The 19,349-nt window shown below is 59.4% G+C and carries 15 protein-coding genes; 6 read left to right on the forward strand and 9 right to left on the reverse strand.

The window, feature by feature from the left end; genetic code table 11:
* The first annotated feature begins 157 nt into the window (after positions 1-157).
* The 4 genes from KL786_RS23400 to KL786_RS23415 all read left to right on the forward strand — a co-directional run bounded on the left by KL786_RS23400 (position 158) and on the right by KL786_RS23415 (position 8,724).
* On the forward strand, positions 158-1,318 hold the full coding sequence (locus KL786_RS23400) for an efflux RND transporter periplasmic adaptor subunit (RefSeq protein WP_215519123.1): 1,161 nt from the start codon (positions 158-160) through the stop codon (positions 1,316-1,318).
* A complete protein-coding gene (locus tag KL786_RS23405) occupies positions 1,315-4,371 on the forward strand; it encodes a multidrug efflux RND transporter permease subunit (RefSeq protein WP_215519124.1) in 3,057 nt (1,018 codons plus the stop codon). The genes KL786_RS23400 and KL786_RS23405 overlap by 4 nt, the downstream gene beginning before the upstream one ends.
* Positions 4,372-4,524: 153 nt before the next feature.
* Complete coding sequence (locus tag KL786_RS23410) at positions 4,525-5,688, forward strand: efflux RND transporter periplasmic adaptor subunit (protein ID WP_215519125.1); 1,164 nt, start codon at positions 4,525-4,527, stop codon at positions 5,686-5,688.
* A 3-nt stretch (positions 5,689-5,691) separates the two neighbouring features.
* Positions 5,692-8,724: a multidrug efflux RND transporter permease subunit gene (locus KL786_RS23415; protein WP_215519126.1), complete on the forward strand. Its 3,033-nt coding sequence runs from the start codon at positions 5,692-5,694 to the stop codon at positions 8,722-8,724.
* A gap of 132 nt (positions 8,725-8,856) precedes the next feature.
* Here KL786_RS23415 and KL786_RS29705 read toward each other — a convergent pair whose 3' ends face one another.
* The 5 genes from KL786_RS29705 to colR form a co-directional block, all read right to left on the reverse strand.
* Positions 8,857-9,084, reverse strand: coding sequence for a hypothetical protein (locus KL786_RS29705; protein WP_252193834.1), 228 nt, complete (start codon positions 9,082-9,084; stop codon positions 8,857-8,859).
* Entirely contained in the window at positions 9,084-9,800 is a 717-nt protein-coding gene (locus KL786_RS23420; protein ID WP_215519127.1) for a lipopolysaccharide kinase InaA family protein, read from the reverse strand. The genes KL786_RS29705 and KL786_RS23420 overlap by 1 nt, the downstream gene beginning before the upstream one ends.
* Positions 9,801-9,804: 4 nt before the next feature.
* On the reverse strand, positions 9,805-10,485 hold the full coding sequence (locus KL786_RS23425; RefSeq protein ID WP_215519128.1) for a class I SAM-dependent methyltransferase: 681 nt from the start codon (positions 10,483-10,485) through the stop codon (positions 9,805-9,807).
* A 189-nt stretch (positions 10,486-10,674) separates the two neighbouring features.
* Entirely contained in the window at positions 10,675-11,955 is a 1,281-nt protein-coding gene (locus KL786_RS23430; protein WP_215519129.1) for a sensor histidine kinase, read from the reverse strand.
* The gene (gene colR / locus KL786_RS23435) at positions 11,945-12,628 is read right to left on the reverse strand and encodes a two-component system response regulator ColR (RefSeq protein ID WP_215519130.1); all 684 of its coding nucleotides are present in this window, start codon (positions 12,626-12,628) and stop codon (positions 11,945-11,947) included. The genes KL786_RS23430 and colR overlap by 11 nt, the downstream gene beginning before the upstream one ends.
* 201 nt (positions 12,629-12,829) lie before the next feature.
* Between colR and KL786_RS23440 the strand changes: the two genes are divergently transcribed.
* The gene (locus KL786_RS23440; RefSeq protein WP_215519131.1) at positions 12,830-14,767 is read left to right on the forward strand and encodes an LTA synthase family protein; all 1,938 of its coding nucleotides are present in this window, start codon (positions 12,830-12,832) and stop codon (positions 14,765-14,767) included.
* Between the two features lie 164 nt (positions 14,768-14,931).
* On the opposite strand, the gene groL is transcribed toward KL786_RS23440, so the two are convergent.
* The 4 genes from groL to KL786_RS23460 form a co-directional block, all read right to left on the reverse strand.
* Positions 14,932-16,575 carry a chaperonin GroEL gene (groL, locus tag KL786_RS23445; RefSeq protein WP_032862422.1) on the reverse strand — a complete coding sequence of 548 codons (1,644 nt, stop codon included), beginning with the start codon at positions 16,573-16,575 and terminating at the stop codon, positions 14,932-14,934.
* Between the two features lie 49 nt (positions 16,576-16,624).
* Positions 16,625-16,921: a co-chaperone GroES gene (locus KL786_RS23450; protein WP_017846112.1), complete on the reverse strand. Its 297-nt coding sequence runs from the start codon at positions 16,919-16,921 to the stop codon at positions 16,625-16,627.
* Positions 16,922-17,168: 247 nt separating this feature from the next.
* Positions 17,169-17,645 carry an FxsA family protein gene (locus KL786_RS23455; protein WP_032862421.1) on the reverse strand — a complete coding sequence of 159 codons (477 nt, stop codon included), beginning with the start codon at positions 17,643-17,645 and terminating at the stop codon, positions 17,169-17,171.
* A 66-nt stretch (positions 17,646-17,711) separates the two neighbouring features.
* On the reverse strand, positions 17,712-18,443 hold the full coding sequence (locus KL786_RS23460) for a HugZ family pyridoxamine 5'-phosphate oxidase (protein WP_215519132.1): 732 nt from the start codon (positions 18,441-18,443) through the stop codon (positions 17,712-17,714).
* Between the two features lie 75 nt (positions 18,444-18,518).
* On the opposite strand from KL786_RS23460, the gene KL786_RS23465 reads away from it, so the two are divergent.
* Positions 18,519-19,277: an SDR family oxidoreductase gene (locus KL786_RS23465; RefSeq protein WP_215519133.1), complete on the forward strand. Its 759-nt coding sequence runs from the start codon at positions 18,519-18,521 to the stop codon at positions 19,275-19,277.
* The last annotated feature ends 72 nt before the right edge of the window (positions 19,278-19,349 follow it).

Consider the following 19,349-nt stretch of genomic DNA (forward strand, 5'->3'; position numbering starts at 1 on the left):
AAGAATCCTACGCAGCCTGCGAAAGCTCCCTCAACGAGGGATCAGCCTTCTTACAGGCACTCGCGAATTTCCGCCTTATAGCACCCGCCTTTCTCGTGAAGACTGCGTGGCTCAGCGTGCGTCCCCCGCACCACGTCACCCTCACAAGGAAGAACCTATGCCGGGCCGCCGGATGATTACCATGCTCAGCATTGTCCTGTTGGCCGTGCTGATGCTCGCCAGCTATAAGGCATTCTGGGTTTACCAACAGTTGCAGCGGCTGCATGCGCCCAAGCCGCCCGTCAGCGTGGCGGTCGCCAATGCCGTCGAAAAACCCTGGCAGCGCCAATTGCCAGCGGCGGGAACACTCAAGGCGCTGCAAGGCATCAACCTGAGTATCGAGGTGCCCGGCATCGTCACCCATCTGCATTTCGACTCGGGGCAAGCCGTCAAGGCCGGGCAAACCCTGCTGCAACTCGAACACCAGACCGAACAGGCCGAGTTGGACGTGGCCCTGGCTGACCGCAGCCTGGCGCGGCAGAATTTCCAGCGCGGGCAGAAACTGGTGGGGATCAAGGCCATCTCCCAAGGCGAGTTCGACCGGCTGTCTGCCGAACTCAACCGCAACAACGCCCTGGTTGCCCAGCGTCGCTCGGCCCTGACCAAAAAAAGCATCGTTGCCCCGTTCGACGGCACGATCGGCATTCGCCAAGTCGATATCGGCGACAACCTGCAAAGCGCCACGGTGATCGCCAGCCTGCAGGACACCCAGAGCCTTTACGTGGACTTCCATGTGCCTGAGCAAGCCGTTCAACTGATCAAGATCGGCCAGGCGGTGCAGATTGAAGTTTCAGCGCGGCCAGGGCTGGTCAGTCTCGCCAGCGTCAGCGCCATCAACCCCATCGTCGACGACAACACCCGAAATGTGTTGGTGCGCGCCACCTTGAGCAACCCGTCCAACGACCTGCTGCCGGGGATGTTCGCCCACTTGCAGGTGCTGTTGGCCAACCCGGCCGTGCACGTGGTGATCCAGGAGAGCGCCATCGCCTACAGCCCCTACGGCCAGTATGTATACGTCGTGACACCACGCAAAAACAGCGAGGGACGCGACGAACTGGATGGTGAAGGCAAGCCGGTCCTGATCGCCGAACAACGCCTGGTCGAAACCGGCGAGCGACGCGCCGGCGAGATCGTGATTGCCAAGGGCTTGAACAAGGGCGAACAGATCGTCACCGCCGGCCAGATCAAGCTGCAAAACGGTACCCCGATACGCATCGGTATCGACAAGAACCAGCCCGCTGAGCGGCCCCTGACCACTCAACGGGAGAATGCTGAATGACGTTCACCGACCTGTTTATCCGCCGCCCCGTGCTGGCCCTGGTCGTCAGCCTGTTGATCGTGTTGCTGGGATGGCAGGCCTACGGGCAATTACCCCTGCGCCAGTTCCCCCAGATGGAAAACGCACTGATTACGGTCACCACGCTTGCTCCCGGCTCCAGTGCCGAGACCGTGCAGAGCTACATCACACAACCGCTGCAGAAAAGCCTGGCCAGTGCGCAAGGCATCGACTACATGCGCTCCTCCAGCCGCCAGAATGTGTCCGTTATTTCAATCTATGGCCGGGTCGGTGCCAACAGCGACCGTTTGTTCACCGAGCTACTGGCCAAGACCAATGAAGTGAGGAATCAGCTACCCAGGGAGATTGAAGATCCGGTCCTGAACAAAGTCGCGGCAGACAACACCGCGCTCATGTACCTGAGTTTTTCCAGCGACACCATGAACAATGCGCAGATCACCGACTTCCTGCTGCGGGTGGTGCAGCCTCGGCTGGTGACGCTGCCGGGCATGGCCGAAGCCCAGATCATCGGCAACCAGAGCTTTGCCATGCGCCTGTGGCTGGACCCGCTGAAACTCGCGGGGTTTGGCTTGAGCGCCAGCGATGTAACGCAGGCCGTCAAGCGCTACAACGTCCAGTCTATCGCCGGCGACGCCACCGGTGAGTTTGTCGTGACCAGTGTCACGGCCAATACCGAACTGCAAACGGTTGAAGGCTTCAGGGCCATCACCTTGAAAACCAATGGCGACAGCCAGGTACGCCTCGGTGATGTGGCGCGGGTGGAATTGGGCGCACAGAACTACGACAGCTTCAGTTCATTCAACGGTCTGCCCGCGACTTATATCAGCATCAAGCCAACCCCCGATGCCAACCCGCTGGAGCTGGGCAAGCGCGTGCGCGACCTGTTGCCGGACTTGCAGGCGCAGTTGCCGCCCCACCTGCAAGCGGATATTGCCTACGATTCGACGCTGTATATCAACGCCTCTATCGACCATGTGCTGTCGAGCCTGATGGAAGCCATCCTGATTGTGGTGCTGGTGGTGTTTTTGTTTCTTGGCTCGTTGCGCTCGGTGGTGATTCCCGTCATCACCATTCCCCTGTCACTGGTCGGCACACTGTTCTTCATGCAACTGATGGGTTACTCGATCAACGTCCTGACGCTGCTGGCCATGGTGTTGGCCATCGGCCTGGTGGTCGATGATGCCATTGTGATGATGGAGAACATCCATCGGCATATCGAAAAAGGCCGATCGCCCCTCGAAGCGGCAATCAAGGGCGCCAGGGAGGTGTGCATGCCGGTGATTTCCATGACGATCACCCTGGCCGCGGTGTATGCCCCCATCGGCTTTCTCCAGGGTTTGACCGGTGCGCTGTTCAAGGAGTTTGCCCTGACCCTGGCCGGCGCCGTGGTGATTTCCGGCATCGTCGCGCTGACGCTGTCACCGATGATGTGCGCCCTGCTGCTGCGCCCTGAAGAACAGCCGCAGGGCCTGCACCTGCTCCTGGAGCGACTCTTCGACAACCTCAAACAGCGTTATCAGCGGCGACTGCATCAGATCATGGAGGCACAGTCGGTGGTCATCGTGTTCGCCTTGCTTGTCCTCGGCCTGATTCCGGCCATGCTCACGTTCACCCTGTCAGAGTTGGCCCCCGATGAGGACCAGGGCCTGATCTTCATCCTCTCCAGTGCACCGCAGCCAACCAACCTGGCCTACCTCAACACCTACACCCAGGACTTTATCGAGCAGTTCCAGACCGTGCCCGAGTACCAGGCCTCGTTCCAGATCAATGGCCTGGATGGCGTGCATTCGGGCGTCGGCGGCTTCCTGCTCAAGCCCTGGGACCAGCGCGAGCGCTCACAGATGGAGGTCCTGGTGCCGCTACGCGAAAAGCTCGATAACATCCCCGGCCTGCAAGTCTTTGCCTTCAACCTGCCGTCCTTGCCAGGTACGGGCGAGGGCCTGCCCTTTGGCTTTGTCATCAGTTCCCAGCAGGACCATCAATCGATGTTGGAGGTGGCCGAGCGCGTCAAGCAACGGGCGATCGACTCGGGGAAGTTTGCCTATGTGGATATCGACCTGGCATTCGACCGGCCTGAGGTGGTGATCGACATTGACCGGGCCAAGGCCGCGCAGATGGGCGTGTCCATGGAGGACCTGAGCCTGACCCTGGCGACCCTGCTGGCCGAAACGGAAATCAACCGGTTTCGGATTGATGGCAATCTCTACAAGGTCATTGCCCAGGTCGAGCGCACCTACCGGGACAATCCGGACTGGCTGAGTCACTACAACGTAAAAACGGCCAAAGGCCAATTATTGCCCTTGTCGACACTGATCACCGTCTCCAGCCAAGAGGTCCGCCCCCGGCAGTTGAATCAGTTCCAGCAGCTCAATTCGGTGCTGGTCTCGGCGTATCCGATTGTGGGTATGAGCAACGCCCTTGAGACCGTGCAAGCCATCGCCCTGGAGGAGGCTCCGGCGGGCTACACCTTCGACTACAGCAACGCCACGCGCCAGTTTGTGCAGGAGGGGAATGCGCTGTGGGGTACGTTCGGCCTGGCACTGGCAATTATCGGCCTGGTGCTGGCGGCCCAGTTTGAAAGCCTGCGTGACCCGCTGGTGATCCTGGTGACCGTGCCGCTGTCGATATGCGGTGCGCTGATTGCGCTGTTCCTGGGCTGGTCCACGTTGAACATTTACACGCAAATCGGCTTGGTCACGCTGATTGGCCTGATCAGCAAGCACGGCATCCTGATCGTCGAGTTCGCCAATCAATTGCGCAAGGAACAAGGCCTGTCGGCGCGTGCCGCCATCGAGGAGGCCGCCGCTATCCGCTTGCGGCCGGTGTTGATGACCACCATCGCGACCGTGCTGGGGGTGGTCCCACTGGTGTTTTCCAGCGGTGCGGGCGCGGTCAGTCGGTTTGATATCGGCATGGTGATCGCCACCGGCATGTCGATCGGGACGTTGTTCACCTTGTTTGTCCTGCCGTCGGTGTACACGGCGTTGGCCAAGCGTGACAACCGGCTGGAACACCCCCTTGAGAGAAAGGACTGACAACCCTTTCTCACCCCTGGACGCCCCGAAACCATTGCGCTTGAGCCTGCCCACAGGTTGTGAAATTTACCAGTTGGAATCCCCCCGAAACTCGGAGTAATGTGCCAAATCGTTCGTCTTCGTCTGCCTCAGTTTTTTCCAAGGAACCGGAATATGCTGCGTCGTCGCATGCTGATCATGTTGGCCGTTGTGCTGTTGATTGTCCTGTTGCTGGGGGGCTATAAGGCCTTCTCCATTTACCAGCAGATCCAGGTCTTTTCCGCCCCCAAACCGCCGATCAGCGTGGCGGTGACCACGGCGGTCGAACAACCCTGGCAACAGCGCCTGCCGGCGGTGGGCACGCTCAAGGCCCTGCAAGGGGTGAACCTTGCCCTGGAGATCGCCGGCACCGTCAAGGCCGTGCAATTCGAGTCCGGGCAGAAGGTCAAGGCCGGGCAACCACTGGTGCAACTGGACAGCGCGGTGGAAGACGCCCTGCTGCAAACCGCCCAGGCCGACCTGGGCCTGGCCCAGCTCGATTACGGGCGCGGCAGCCAACTGGTGGGCAGCCAGGCGATCTCCAAGGGCGAGTTCGACCGACTCTCGGCGCAACTGCAAAAAAACAAGGCCACGGTCAACCAGCTCAAGGCATCCCTGGCCAAGAAACACATCGTCGCGCCGTTCAGCGGCACCATCGGCATTCGCCAGGTCGACGTGGGCGACTACCTGGCCAGTGGCACGGTGATCGCCACCTTGCAGGACCTGAGCAGCCTGTATGTGGATTTCTATGTGCCCGAACAAGCGGTGCCCAGACTGGCCGTCGGCCAGGAGGTACAGGTGCACGTCTCGGCCTACCCGAAACTGACCTTCCCCGGCACCCTCAGCGCCATCAACCCCAAAGTTGAGAGCAGCACCCGTAACGTGTTGGTACGCGGCACCCTGGCCAACCCTGACAATCAATTGCTACCGGGTATGTTCAGCAACCTGCAAGTGCTGTTGCCCGACCCACAAGCGCAGGTGGTGGTGCCAGAAAGTGCAATTACCTACACCCTCTACGGCAATTCAGCCTACGTGGTCGCGCAGAAAAAGGCCGAGGACGGCAGCCTCGAAAAAGGAGCCGATGGCCAACCGATATTGATCGCCGAACGACGGTTTATCGAGACCGGCGAGCGGCGCGACGGCCTGGTGCTGGTGACCAAGGGCCTGAGCAGTGGCGAGCAAGTGGTGAGTGCCGGGCAGATCAAGCTCGATACCGGTGCGCATATCGCCATCAGCGCGGATAAAAACCTGCCGGCCGCCCCTGGCCAATCTCCGCGCAACGACGGTTCAAGGAACTGAGCCATGGCGTTTACCGATACGTTTATCCGCCGCCCGGTGCTGGCCATGGTGGTCAGCCTGCTGATCGTGCTGCTGGGTTTCCAGGCCTACAGCAAACTGCCACTGCGCCAATACCCGTCCATGGAAAACGCCCTGATCACTGTGACCACCGCGTACCCCGGGGCCAATGCCGAGACGATCCAGGGCTACATCACACAACCCTTGCAGCAAAGCCTGGCGAGCGCCGAAGGCATCGACTACATGACCTCGGTCAGTCGCCAGAACTTCTCGGTGATTTCCATCTACGCGCGGATCGGCGCCAACAGCGACCGCCTGTTCACCGAACTGCTGGCCAAGGCCAACGAGGTGAAGAACAAGCTGCCGCAAGACGCTGAAGACCCGGTGTTGAGCAAAGAGGCTGCGGATGCTTCGGCGCTGATGTACATCAGTTTCTCCAGCCAGCAACTGAGCAACCCGCAGATCACCGACTACCTGTCGCGGGTGATCCAGCCCAAACTGGCGACCCTGCCCGGCATGGCCGAAGCCGAGATCCTCGGCAACCAGGTATTTGCCATGCGCCTGTGGCTGGACCCGGTCAAGCTCGCCGGTTTCGGCCTGAGCGCCGGTGACGTCACCAATGCCGTGCGCAACTACAACTATCTCTCCGCCGCCGGCGAAGTGAAGGGCGAATATGTGGTCACCAGCATCAACGCCAATACCGACCTCAAGACCGCCGAAGCCTTCGCCGCCATCACCGTGAAGACCGATGGCGACAGCCGGGTGCTGCTGGGTGACGTGGCCCGGGTGGAAATGGGCGCAGAGAACTACAACGCCATCAGCTCCTTTGGTGGCACGCCCTCGGTGTACATCGGCATCAAGGCCACGCCCAGCGCCAACCCGCTGGATGTGATCAAGGAAGTGCGCAAGATCATGCCGGAGCTGGAATCCCAGCTACCGCCCAATCTCAAGGCAGAAATTGCCTACGACGCCACGCTATTTATCCAGGCGTCCATCAACGAGGTGGTCAAGACCCTGTTTGAAGCCGTGCTGATCGTGATTGTCGTGGTGTTCCTGTTTCTCGGGGCATTGCGCTCGGTGGTGATCCCGGTGGTCACCATCCCGCTGTCGATGATTGGCGTGCTGTTTTTCATGCAGTTGATGGGCTACTCCATCAACCTGCTGACACTGCTGGCAATGGTGCTGGCCATCGGCCTGGTGGTGGACGACGCGATTGTGGTGGTGGAGAACATCCACCGCCATATCGAACAAGGCAAGACACCACTTGATGCCGCGCTGGAAGGCGCGCGGGAGATTGCCGTGCCGGTAGTGTCGATGACCATCACCCTGGCGGCGGTGTACGCGCCCATCGGTTTCCTGGAGGGATTGACCGGGGCGTTGTTCAAGGAGTTCGCCCTGACACTGGCCGGTGCGGTGGTGATTTCCGGCATCGTTGCCCTGACCCTGTCACCCATGATGTGTGCCTTGCTGTTGCGCCACGATGAAAACCCCACGGGCCTGGCCCATCGCCTGGACCTGATCTTCGAAGGCCTCAAGCGCCGCTACCAGAGCCTGTTGCACGGCACCTTGAACACCCGGCCGGTGGTGATTGTGTTTGCCTTGATCGTGCTGTGCCTGATCCCGGTGTTCCTCAAGTTCACCCAGTCGCAACTGGCCCCGGACGAAGACCAGGGCATCATCTTCATGATGGCCAGCGCGCCGCAGCCGACCAACCTGGACTACCTGAACACCTACACCGACGAATTCATCACGATCTTCAAGGACTTCCCGGAGTACTACTCCTCGTTCCAGATCAATGGGTTCAATGGTGTGCAATCGGGGATTGGCGGTTTCCTGCTCAAACCGTGGAACGAGCGCGACCGCACGCAGATGCAGATCCTGCCTGAAGTGCAGAAACGCCTGGAGCAGATCCCCGGCTTGCAAGTGTTCGGCTTCAACCTGCCCTCGCTGCCAGGCACCGGCGAAGGCCTGCCCTTCGGTTTTGTGATCAACACGCCAAATGACTATGAGTCATTGCTGCAAGTGGCCAACCGCGTGAAGAAACGCGCCATGGAGTCGGGCAAGTTTGCCTTTGTCGATATCGACCTGGCGTTCGATAAACCCGAGGTCGTGGTGGACATCGACCGCGCCAAGGCGGCGCAGATGGGGGTGTCGATGCAGGATCTGGGCAGCACCCTGGCGACCTTGCTGGCGGAGGCCGAAATCAACCGGTTCACCATTGACGGGCGCAGCTACAAGGTCATCGCCCAGGTCGAACGGGCCTATCGGGATAACCCCGAGTGGCTGAACAACTACTACGTGAAAAACACCCAGGGCGAACTGTTGCCGCTGTCGACCTTGATCAGCGTCAGCGACCGCGCACGGCCGCGACAGCTCAATCAGTTCCAGCAACTCAACTCGGCCCTGATCTCGGGCTTTCCGATTGTCAGCATGGGCGAGGCCATCGACACCGTGCGCCAGATTGCCATCGAAGAAACCCCGGCCGGCTACGCCTTTGACTACAGCGGCGCGTCGCGCCAGTTCATCCAGGAAGGCAGCGCGCTGTGGGTCACCTTTGGCCTGGCACTGGCGATCATCTTCCTCGTGCTGGCCGCACAGTTCGAGAGCTTCCGTGACCCGCTGGTGATACTGGTGACGGTGCCACTGTCGATCTGCGGCGCGTTGATCCCGTTGTTCCTCGGCTGGTCGAGCATGAACATCTACACCCAGGTGGGGCTGGTGACGTTGATCGGGCTGATCAGCAAGCATGGGATCCTGATCGTCGAATTTGCCAACCAGTTGCGCAAGGACAAGGGCCTGACACCCCGTGAAGCGGTGGAAGAAGCGGCGGCGATTCGCCTGCGCCCGGTATTGATGACCACGGCGGCGATGGTGTTTGGCATGGTGCCGTTGATCTTGGCTACTGGGGCTGGGGCGGTCAGTCGGTTTGATATCGGGATGGTGATTGCTACGGGTATGTCGGTGGGGACGCTGTTTACTTTGTTTGTGTTGCCGTGTGTGTATACGTTGTTGGCTAAGCGTGATCCCTTGGCGGATTGATTGAGTGCGCGTATCCCCCTTAGCGCCTACAAGGGATATAGCTCAGCGCTCTGGCGCTGCTGTTGCTCGCAAGACACGCAAAAAAACAAAAGGCCCCGCACTGCGAGGCCTTTTATAGGGACATCAATCTCTTCAACTCGCAGGCCTCATCCCTTGGGACAACCCAAACATAAACAGCAACAGCTGATGATCAGGCTGAGTTACCCCCGCGGCCTTGGCGATCCGCGGCAACGGGCATTGCCCGCCACTGTGCTCCGCGCTGAGGACTTCTGTACGAGGCTGCTCCCAGGCAGCCAGGGCCAGGGAAGCGATGCCCAAGGCCCCCAACAGAAACAAACCTCGTGCTATTTCTAGCTTCATTAGGTTAAACCCTTGATAGCGCTGCCAAACGCCGTTTCGTAAAAGTAGCTGAGTTTTTGCCAGTCGGCGGCATTCCACGACGAATGGCGACGTAATTGCTGCATGTCATGGGCAGCGGCGCGCCGGGCGGTCAGGCGTTGGCGGCATTTCTCTAGATCCAGCAGCGCCACGTCGACCGTCGCCTCCTCGCCCTCCCCGCAGACCCGCACAAAGATATGCTTGCTGTACAGGCAACCATGCTGCCAGCGGCCCTTGTGCATGCGAGCCAGGGTTTGCGCCAACTCCTGGAGCAGGCGCTCGTGTACCCGTTCACCGTATTGTTCGCGGCCACCTGCGGCATACCAGTTATCGATTTCATTGAAGCCATCCAGGGACGCCGTCACCAGCAAGGCAGTCCATTGATGTTCGGGATTACGGCGAGCCCCACAGAACACCAGTTCCGGGACGCCTACATCCAGCAAGCGCAGGCCCTTGAGCGCATCACGCTCACGTAGCACCGTCGGCCGCCCAAAGGGATGCAACCAACTGCGGTAGGTATGGCCGGTCTGGCGTTTGCTGTAGAGCAAACGCCCATTGGTACCGATCACCCGCTGTACACCGCTTTCGCCACCCCGACGTCGATTGGGTTCCTCGACCCACTCGCCCTGCTGCCGCCAAAAATAATCAAACCGTTCTTCAGGTGCTACGTGACTGCCTGCTACGTACTCAACGGCCATCCTGCTACCTCTTGCGCAATACATACACTCGCCACATGGCGTACAGCGGTATGAAGTCCAAATACTCCTGGACGCGGAAACCTGCTTGCTCAAACTCAGCTTCAACAGTAGCAGCCGGTAACACAAATCGATTTCGGTAACTCTCCTGCTCACTTTTGTTGCGGCGCTGCACTTCCAGGCGCTTGCGTTTCCAGGCCTTGAAATTGCCATCCACCCACAACGAAATGATCACGCTATCGCGGGTAACTCTTTGAAATTCCTTCAATATCGCCATGCGGTGCGCAGGGTCGCCGATGTGATGCAAAAGGCGCATGCAAAAAATGCTGTCCACTGCGTTATCTGGCAAATCGATATCAAAGGCTGATGTCTGCAAGGGCCGTACCTGCTTGACCACTTCAGCCGGTTGCGCGCCCATGGCGATGTTCAGCATGGACTCGGAATTGTCCGCACCGATAATGATCCGGTTGGGTTTTTCGGCCAGCAGCGGCCAGAAACGCCCGGCACCGCACGGCAAGTCCAATACCAGGCCCGGCTCGCCGGCCATCGCCAGCGCACCACGGGCCAATTGCTCGTCACGTTTGTGGGATAGCCGGCGTGCCAGGGTGTCCTGATGTTTAAGCAAGTATTCCTGAGCGTGCTGGTCGTCGTACTTTGCGGAAAATTCAAGCTTGATCGGGGTAGCCATCAACGGGTCTCCTGGACTGATGCCTACAACCTTAAACAGTCGCACGTCATCCGCAGGTCAACCCTTTGTGAAAAAAACGTCCCGTCCAACCGTAAAGAATTACAAAGTTTTACAGGGAAAAAGCATGGCATGAAGCCATCTTCGCCGAACAGGAGGGAGTCTGCCCCAAGAACAGGGGCAGGAAAGGCATCAGGGTTTGGCGAGGTTCAATTCAACATGGAAGCGACAGCCACTAGGCTCCATGGTGCTGAGGCTGACCACCCAGCCCTGGCTCTCGCAGATGCGCTGGACCAGCGACAACCCCAGGCCCAGGCCGTCACCGCGCTTTTCGTTGCCGCGCACAAACGGCTCGAACATGGCTTCACGCTTGTCTTCGGGGATCCCCACACCGCTGTCTTCCACCACAAAGCCCGTCGGCTCCAGGGTCAGGCGGATAAACCCATGTTCGGTGTAATGCAGGGCATTGCGCAGCAGGTTGCCCATGACCGCATGCAAGAAGGTGGCGTTGTAGCGGGTATCGAGTGGGTTACCCGGCTGGTAGAACAACTCGATGCCCTTGCGCTCGATCGGCTCGCGCCAGATCCCCAGCAAACCCTCCGCGACCTCGGACAGGCTGATCTGGGGCGACATCGTGGTGTCGTCATGCTGGGCACGGGCCAGCATCAGGAAGGTCTGCACCAGCTCGCGCATTTCCTCGCAGGCCCGGGCAATCCGCTCGACCTGTTTGCGCCCCCGTGAATCAATAGCCGGGTTTTCCAACAGCAGTTCGCAGGAGCTGGCCAACACCATCAAGGGCGTACGCAGCTCATGGCTGACGTCGCTGGTGAACAAACGCTCACGGGTCAGGGCCTGGCGCAGACGGCCCAGGGTCGCGTCGAAGGCCACCGCCAGTTCGCCGACTTCGTCAGCCGCATAATCCGGGGCCAACGGCGGGGCCAGGCCCAACAATTGGTCACGATGACGCACCTGGCGCGCCAGGCGCACCACGGGGGCCATCACCTTGCGGGCCAGGACCCAGCCCAGGAATACCGCCAGTGCCAGGCTGAGGACAAACCCCACCAGCACCACCGCAAACAGCACGCGCTCGCGCTCTTCGAAATCGCTCTGGTCTTGCAGCAGGACATAACGACGACCGTCAACGATCTCGACCATGGCATGGTAGGAAAGCTCTTCGCGAAACACCTCGTGAAAGCCGGCGTCCAGATGCCGCAAGTCCTTGGGCAATTCAAAATCGCCAGGCCCGCCGCTGAAGTAAAACAGCTGGTCCGGCTCGGGGCGGTGACGCCAGTCTTCAACACTGTCCATCAACAGCAGGCGTTGCAGGTCTCCGCCCAGGCCTGCCGAAATCAGTTTTTCTTCCACCAGGTGCACCGTGGCAACGATGCCCATGGCGAAGGCCCCCGCCACCAGCGCGCTCATCAGCGCAAAGGCGATGATGATCCGCTGGGCAAGGCTTTGCTTAAACTCCATCACGGCCCTCGGCCAAGCGATAACCCACGCCATGCACGGTTTGCAGCAGCGGCTTGGCGAATGGCTTGTCGATCACCTGGCGCAGCTGGTGGACGTGACTGCGCAAGCTGTCGCTGTCCGGGCAATCATCGCCCCACAGGGCCTCTTCCAGCACTTCGCGGCGCAGCACGTGAGGGCTTTTCTGCATCAACACCGCGAGCAACTTCAGGCCGACCGGGTTGAGCTTGAGCAGGCGCCCTTCACGGGCCACTTCCAGGGTATCGAGGTCGTAGGACAGATCGCCAACTTGCAGCTCTCGCCGACCACCACCCTGGGCGCGGCGCAGCACGGCTTCGATGCGTGCGGCCAGTTCCGACAGGGCAAACGGCTTGAGCAGGTAGTCGTCGGCCCCCGACTTGAAGCCTTGCAGGCGGTCGTCCAATTGATCGCGGGCCGTGAGCATGATCACCGGCGTATCGCGGCGCGCGTCTTCACGCAGGCGTTTGCACAGGGTGTAGCCATCAATGCCGGGCAGCATGATATCGAGCACGATCAGGTCGTAATGCTCGGTAGCGGCCAGGTGCAGGCCCGACAAACCGTCCTGCGCACAGTCCACGGTATAACCCTTGAGCCCCAGGTAATCCGCCAGGTTGGCCAGAATATCGCGGTTGTCTTCAACCAATAAAATTCGCATGGGCAGTGTCTCCGTACGCGGTAACGGCCGTGTTGGCTCGCGCAGCTTACGGCCAAGTATGGCTTATCGCTAGACCTGAACGGGCAACCGATTACTGTTTTCAACCGATTAACCTGCTTAACGAGTTTTTCACTATAGGTTCACAAGCTGACCACAGTGCCGGGGCGAATATCGCCGCCCATCGCTCTCAGGAATACAGACATGGGCCTGCCCAAGACGGCGCCAATGCGCTTTTTGCTACTGCTGACCAGCACCTGGCTGGTCATTTTTCTGCTGACCCGCAGCCTACTGCTCATCACCCACCTGGATGAGGTCAGCGGCAACCTGCTGCCCGTGTTCGGCGTGGGCCTGCTTTACGACCTGGGTTTCCTGGCCTATGCCGCACTGCCCCTGGGCCTGTACCTGCTGCTATGCCCACCGGTTTTATGGCGGCGACGCGGCCATCGCTGGTTCCTGCAAGGCGTACTGACCGTCAGCCTGTTCGCCATGCTGTTCACATCCGTGGCCGAGTGGCTGTTCTGGGATGAGTTCGGGGTGCGCTTCAACTTTATTGCCGTGGATTACCTGGTGTATTCCGATGAAGTGTTGAACAACCTGCTGGAGTCCTACCCGATCGGTAAACTGCTGGGCCTGTTGGCAATCCTGGCGATTGTCTTGAGCCTGGCCTTGCGCAAACTGTTCAACGCAGCACTCGACTCGCCTCTGCCGGCCATGCGTGGGCGCCTGCTCAATGCCCTGGGATTGCTGGTGGTTGCCGGCCTGAGCCTGCAATTGATCAGCCAGGACAGCCCACGAACCCAAGGCGGCAACGCCTATAACAACGAACTGGCCAGCAACGGCCCATACCAATTCTTCGCGGCGTTCCGCAACAATGAACTGGACTACAGCCAGTTTTACAAAAGCCTGCCGGCCGACGTCGTGGCCAGGCAGTTACGCGCCGAACTCAGCGAACCGAATGCGCGCTTTATCGGCAGCGACCCACTGGATATCCGCCGCGCCATCGACAACCCCGGCACCCTGCGCAAACCCAATATCGTGCTGGTGACCATCGAAAGCTTCAGCGCCAAATACATGGGCAGCAATGGCGATGAGCGCAACCTGACGCCCAACCTCGATGCCTTGCGCAAACAGAGCCTGTACTTCAATAACTTCTACGCCACCGGCACCCGAACCGACCGGGGCCTGGAGGCCATCACCCTGGCTATTCCACCCACACCGGGCCGCTCTATCGTCAAGCGCATTGGCCGGGAGAGCGGCTTTGCCAGCCTGGGCCAACAGCTCAGTGCCATCGGCTATGACAGCGTGTTTGTCTACGGTGGCCGTGGCTATTTCGACAATATGAATGCGTTTTTCAGTGGCAATGGTTACCGAGTGGTGGACCAGAGCAGCGTCGCGGAAGCAGACATCAGCTTCAAAAATGCCTGGGGCATGGCCGATGAAGATCTCTACAGGCAAACCCTGAAGCTGGCCGACGCCGACTACGCCAAGCAGCAGCCGTTCCTGCTGCAGCTGATGACCACTTCCAACCATCGGCCTTATACCTATCCTGACGGTCGGATCGATATCAAGTCCGGCAACGGTCGCGATGGCGCAGTGAAGTACACCGACCATGCCATCGGCCAGTTCCTGGAAGCTGCACGCCAGAAACCGTGGTTCGATAACACGATCTTTGTATTCGTCGCCGACCACACCGCCGGCAGCGCGGGCAAGGAAGACCTGCCCATCAGCAACTACCAGATTCCGTTGTTCATCTATGCGCCGAAGTTGATTGAGGCCCGTGAAAGTGCACAACTGGCCAGCCAGATCGACCTGGCACCGACACTCCTGGGCCTGTTGAACCTGAGCTATGAATCGACGTTTTTCGGGCGCAATCTGCTGCAGCGCAACCCGCTGCCACCTCGCGTGGTGATCGGCAACTATCAGCACCTGGGCTTGTTTGACGGTACCAACCTGGCAATCCTCAGCCCTCGCCAAGGCCTGCGCCGCCATGACCAGGCCCTGGGTGAAAGCCAGGAGTCCCGGGTCGACAGCAATGACCCGTTGATCCAGCGCGCGATCACTTACTACCAGGCGGCCAGTTATGACTTCAAACAACACTTGCTGATCTGGAAGTTACACAAGAACGCAGCAGCCCTGTAGGAGCGAGCTTGCTCGCGAAAAACGTTAACGTTAATGCGTTCACCATGAACAAACGCATCGCCCTCAGGTTTTTCGCGAGCAAGCTCGCTCCTACACAAGGCACATAAAAAAGCCCCGCCAGCATGACGCTGGCGGGGCTTTTTCAGTACAGGGGTAAGGCTGGCTTACATCATGCCGCCCATGCCACCCATGCCGCCCATGTCTGGCATACCGCCGCCAGCGCCTTCAGCCTTCGGCTTGTCAGCAATCGCAACTTCGGTGGTCAGCAGCAGACCAGCAATCGAAGCGGCTGCCTGCAACGCCGAACGGGTCACCTTGGTTGGGTCCAGGATACCCATTTCAACCATGTCGCCGTATTCGCTGGTTGCAGCGTTGTAACCGTAGTTACCTTTACCGTTCTTCACTTCGTTGACCACAACACTTGGCTCGTCGCCGCTGTTGGAAGCGATCTGGCGCAGTGGGGACTCAACGGCGCGACGCAGTACAGCAATACCGACGTTCTGGTCAGCATTGTCGCCTTTGAGGTTAACCAAGGCTTCCAGAGCACGGATCAGCGCAACGCCACCGCCAGGTACCACGCCTTCTTCGACGGCTGCGCGGGTTGCGTGCAGGGCGTCTTCAACGCGGGCTTTCTTCTCTTTCATTTCAACTTCGGAACCAGCGCCAACCTTGATCACTGCTACGCCGCCAGACAGCTTGGCCAGGCGCTCTTGCAGTTTTTCACGGTCGTAGTCCGAGGAAGTTTCGGCAACCTGGGCGCGGATCTGGTTGATACGCGATTGGATGTCGCCTTCAACGCCAGCACCGTCAACGATGATGGTGTTTTCCTTGGAGATGGTCACGCGCTTGGCGCTACCCAGGTTTTCCAGGGTGGCACTTTCCAGGCTCAGGCCGATCTCTTCAGAGATAACGGTACCGCCGGTCAATACGGCGATGTCCTGCAGCATGGCCTTGCGACGATCGCCGAAGCCTGGAGCCTTGACGGCTGCAACCTTAACGATACCGCGCATGTTGTTCACAACCAGAGTCGCCAGGGCTTCGCCTTCAACGTCTTCGGAAACGATCAGCAGTGGGCGACCGGCTTTGGCAACGGCTTCCAGCACTGGCAGCATTTCACGGATGTTCGAGATCTTTTTGTCGACCAGCAGGATCAGCGGGCTTTCCAGCTCGGCAACCATGGTTTCTGGCTTGTTGACGAAGTACGGGGACAGGTAGCCACGGTCGAACTGCATGCCTTCTACAACCGACAGTTCGTTTTCCAGGCCAGTGCCTTCTTCAACGGTGATCACGCCTTCTTTGCCGACTTTTTCCATGGCTTCGGCAATGATGTCGCCGATGGAGCTGTCGGAGTTGGCGGAGATGGTACCGACCTGAGCGATGGCCTTGGTGTCAGCACATGGCTTGGACAGGTTTTTCAGCTCGGCAACAACGGCGATGGTCGCCTTGTCGATGCCGCGCTTGAGGTCCATCGGGTTCATGCCGGCAGCGACGGCTTTCAGGCCTTCGTTGACGATCGACTGAGCCAGTACGGTGGCGGTGGTAGTACCGTCGCCTGCGTCATCGTTGGCACGGGAGGCAACGTCTTTGACCAGCTGCGCGCCCATGTTTTCGAAACGGTCTTCGAGTTCGATTTCTTTTGCTACAGAAACGCCGTCCTTGGTGATGGTCGGAGCGCCGAAGCTCTTCTCGATGATCACGTTACGGCCTTTCGGGCCCAGGGTCGCTTTTACTGCGTCAGCCAGGATGTTGACACCGGTGAGCATTTTCTTACGGGCGGAATCGCCGAATTTAACTTCTTTAGCAGCCATGATCGATATTCCTTAAATACTTTGTAGTAACGGGAAAATGAGCGGGAAATCAGCCTTCCAGTACAGCGAGAATCTCGTTCTCAGCCATGACCAGCAGGTCTTCGCCGTCAACTTTCACAGTGTTGCTGCCGGAGTAAGGACCGAATACAACCTTGTCACCGACTTTGACGGCCAGCGCACGCACTTCACCGTTTTCCAGAGTCTTGCCTGGGCCTGCAGCGACGATCACACCGTGGTTGGCTTTTTCAGCAGCCGAACCTGGCAGAACGATACCGCCAGCGGTTTTCTTTTCTTCTTCGCTGCGACGGATAACGACGCGGTCGTGCAGAGGACGAAGCTTGCTCATTGTCGATCTCTCCTAATTGTAAGTTTCATCGGCCGGTATCAGTACCGGCTGGTTGTATTCCGGCGGGGCCGGTCGCGGTTCGCCAAGCGAAACGCGGAAGTCTGTCTGGTGTCGCCACCAGAAACCTTGCGGTGACCGTTACATAAGGGCGTATATGCTTATTACAAGGGCCGCAGGTGAAAATTTTTGTGTCTGGCGAGCCCTTGAAAACGCCACGACACCCGAAGATGCCGTGCCAGGGTAAGCGTCACTTGGAGTCGCGGTGCTCGAACTCGCCTTCGATCACATCACCTTCACGCCCCAGCGGCTGGCGAGGTGCCGGGCCGCCTCGGGGTTGCAGGTCATCGGCAAAGGCGCGCTGGCGGATTGCCGCTTCTTCGGCTCGCTGGCGCATCTTGCCTGCCAGCAGTCGACGGGTGAATGGCAACAACAGGATCAGGCCCAGCACGTCACTGACAAAACCAGGCACGATCAGCAGGCCGCCGGCCAAGGCCATCATCAGGCCTTCAAGCATGGTCTGGGCCGGCAGTTCGCCACGATTCAAGCTTTCACGGGCACGCAGTGCAGTGGCCAGACCGGCGATACGCAGCACGAACACGCCGAGCATCGAGCCGAGAATGATCAGCAGCAGCGCCGGGAAAAACCCGATAGCCCCGCTGACCTTGACGAATACGAACAGCTCCAACACCGGGAACAGCAGAAAGAGCAATAAAAAAGGGCGCATCAAATGGTTCCTCAACGCAAGAATGTCTTGCTACCAGACCTTAGATGACGTCGCCCTTTCGTGAATTCAAGCTTCGGTCGTGGCTTTTTTCGGCCAAGTCTCGGCGTGAGCCAGGAAAACCAAGGCCTCGCGCACTTGTGTCGGCGTGTTGCAAGTCGCCGCAAAAGGCAGCCAGTGAAGGCCCTGGCCAATACGCAGGTGCATGCCTTCGCTGTCGATACCGGCCAGTTGCGCCGCCTCGAATGTCGGCAGGCCGGCCAATTCGACATAGTGGGCAATCGCCTTGGTGTGATCGCTGTTCATGTGCTCGATCATGCTCAACTCGGCCTTGCCGGCGAACGGGTTGGCCAGGGTCAGTTGATCGACCCAGTGGATCGCGCCGAAACCACCGATGTAGCGATGACGCACCGGCTTGAGCACCCAGAAATCGAAGTCATGGGCCTTGTGGTAGTTCGCCGAATCCGGGAAATACCGATAGTAGCGCTCGGCGGCGGCAGCAATGGCCGCCTCGTCGTCGAGCTTTTCCGCCTCGGCCAGGTAAGTCAGGCGCCCCACGGCCTGCACGTCATCAGCCTCGCGCTCACCCACCAGCAACGAGCACTTGGGATCTTTTTGCAGGTTATGGGTGTGCTGGGCGATACGGCTGATCAGGATCAGCGGCCGGCCCTCTGCGTCCAGGCAGTAAGGCACTACCGAACCAAAGGGAAAACCGGGCATGGCCTTGGAGTGCGTGGCGAGCGCCCCACGGTATTCCTTGAGCAGTAGTTCTCGGGCATTCTTGGCAACGTGGACGCTCAACTTATGACTCCTTCGATAAGATCCGTCACAAAACGGACTTGGACAACCGCTTAAATCTGCTCACAGGACATGCGAATGCATCTCAACGACAAAGTAATCATTATCACCGGCGGTTGCCAGGGTTTGGGCCGCTCCATGGCCGAGTATTTTGCAAGCAAAGGTGCCCACCTGGCGCTGGTGGACCTCAATCAGGAAAAGCTCGACGCAGCAGTGGCTGCATGCCAGTCCCATGGGGTCACGGCACGCAGCTATCTATGCAACGTGGCAGATGAAGAACAGGTCACTCATACCGTGGCACAGATCGCCGATGATTTTGGTGCGATCCACGGTTTGATCAACAACGCCGGGATCCTGCGCGACGGTTTGCTGCTCAAGGTCAAGGATGGCGAGATGACCAAGATGAGCCTCGCCCAGTGGCAGGCGGTGATCGACGTCAACCTGACCGGTGTCTTCCTGTGCACCCGCGAAGTCGCGGCGAAGATGGTGGAATTGAAGAACCAGGGCGCCATTATCAACATCTCGTCGATTTCCCGGGCGGGTAATGTGGGCCAGACCAACTATTCGGCGGCCAAGGCCGGTGTGGCCGCAGCCACGGTGACCTGGGCCAGGGAACTGGCGCGCTATGGCATCCGTGTGGCGGGGATTGCGCCGGGTTTTATCGAAACCGAGATGACCTTGGGCATGAAACCCGAGGCGTTGGAGAAGATGACAGCGGGGATCCCACTCAAGCGCATGGGCCGGCCGGAAGAGATCGCCCATTCAGCGGCGTATATCTTCGAGAACGACTATTACACCGGGCGCATCCTGGAATTGGATGGCGGCTTGCGCCTGTAACTGACACCGCACATTCTAATGTGGGAGCGGGCTTGCTCGCGAATGCGGTGTATCAGTCAGTACATTTGATAC

Source organism: Pseudomonas sp. TAE6080 (assembly GCF_018732265.1).
Lineage (GTDB): Bacteria > Pseudomonadota > Gammaproteobacteria > Pseudomonadales > Pseudomonadaceae > Aquipseudomonas > Aquipseudomonas brenneri.

Excerpts from the sequence above, each read along its gene's own strand:
- KL786_RS23465 (WP_215519133.1), top strand. The coding sequence starts at position 18,519 with ATGCATCTCAACGACAAAGTAATCATTATCACCGGCGGTTGCCAGGGT.
- KL786_RS23425 (WP_215519128.1), bottom strand. The coding sequence starts at position 10,485 with ATGGCTACCCCGATCAAGCTTGAATTTTCCGCAAAGTACGACGACCAG.
- KL786_RS29705 (WP_252193834.1), bottom strand. The coding sequence starts at position 9,084 with ATGAAGCTAGAAATAGCACGAGGTTTGTTTCTGTTGGGGGCCTTGGGC.
- KL786_RS23415 (WP_215519126.1), top strand. The coding sequence starts at position 5,692 with ATGGCGTTTACCGATACGTTTATCCGCCGCCCGGTGCTGGCCATGGTG.
- KL786_RS23405 (WP_215519124.1), top strand. The coding sequence starts at position 1,315 with ATGACGTTCACCGACCTGTTTATCCGCCGCCCCGTGCTGGCCCTGGTC.
- KL786_RS23455 (WP_032862421.1), bottom strand. The coding sequence starts at position 17,645 with ATGCGCCCTTTTTTATTGCTCTTTCTGCTGTTCCCGGTGTTGGAGCTG.
- groL (WP_032862422.1), bottom strand. The coding sequence starts at position 16,575 with ATGGCTGCTAAAGAAGTTAAATTCGGCGATTCCGCCCGTAAGAAAATG.
- KL786_RS23440 (WP_215519131.1), top strand. The coding sequence starts at position 12,830 with ATGGGCCTGCCCAAGACGGCGCCAATGCGCTTTTTGCTACTGCTGACC.
- KL786_RS23410 (WP_215519125.1), top strand. The coding sequence starts at position 4,525 with ATGCTGCGTCGTCGCATGCTGATCATGTTGGCCGTTGTGCTGTTGATT.
- KL786_RS23420 (WP_215519127.1), bottom strand. The coding sequence starts at position 9,800 with ATGGCCGTTGAGTACGTAGCAGGCAGTCACGTAGCACCTGAAGAACGG.
- KL786_RS23430 (WP_215519129.1), bottom strand. The coding sequence starts at position 11,955 with ATGGAGTTTAAGCAAAGCCTTGCCCAGCGGATCATCATCGCCTTTGCG.
- KL786_RS23400 (WP_215519123.1), top strand. The coding sequence starts at position 158 with ATGCCGGGCCGCCGGATGATTACCATGCTCAGCATTGTCCTGTTGGCC.
- colR (WP_215519130.1), bottom strand. The coding sequence starts at position 12,628 with ATGCGAATTTTATTGGTTGAAGACAACCGCGATATTCTGGCCAACCTG.
- KL786_RS23450 (WP_017846112.1), bottom strand. The coding sequence starts at position 16,921 with ATGAGCAAGCTTCGTCCTCTGCACGACCGCGTCGTTATCCGTCGCAGC.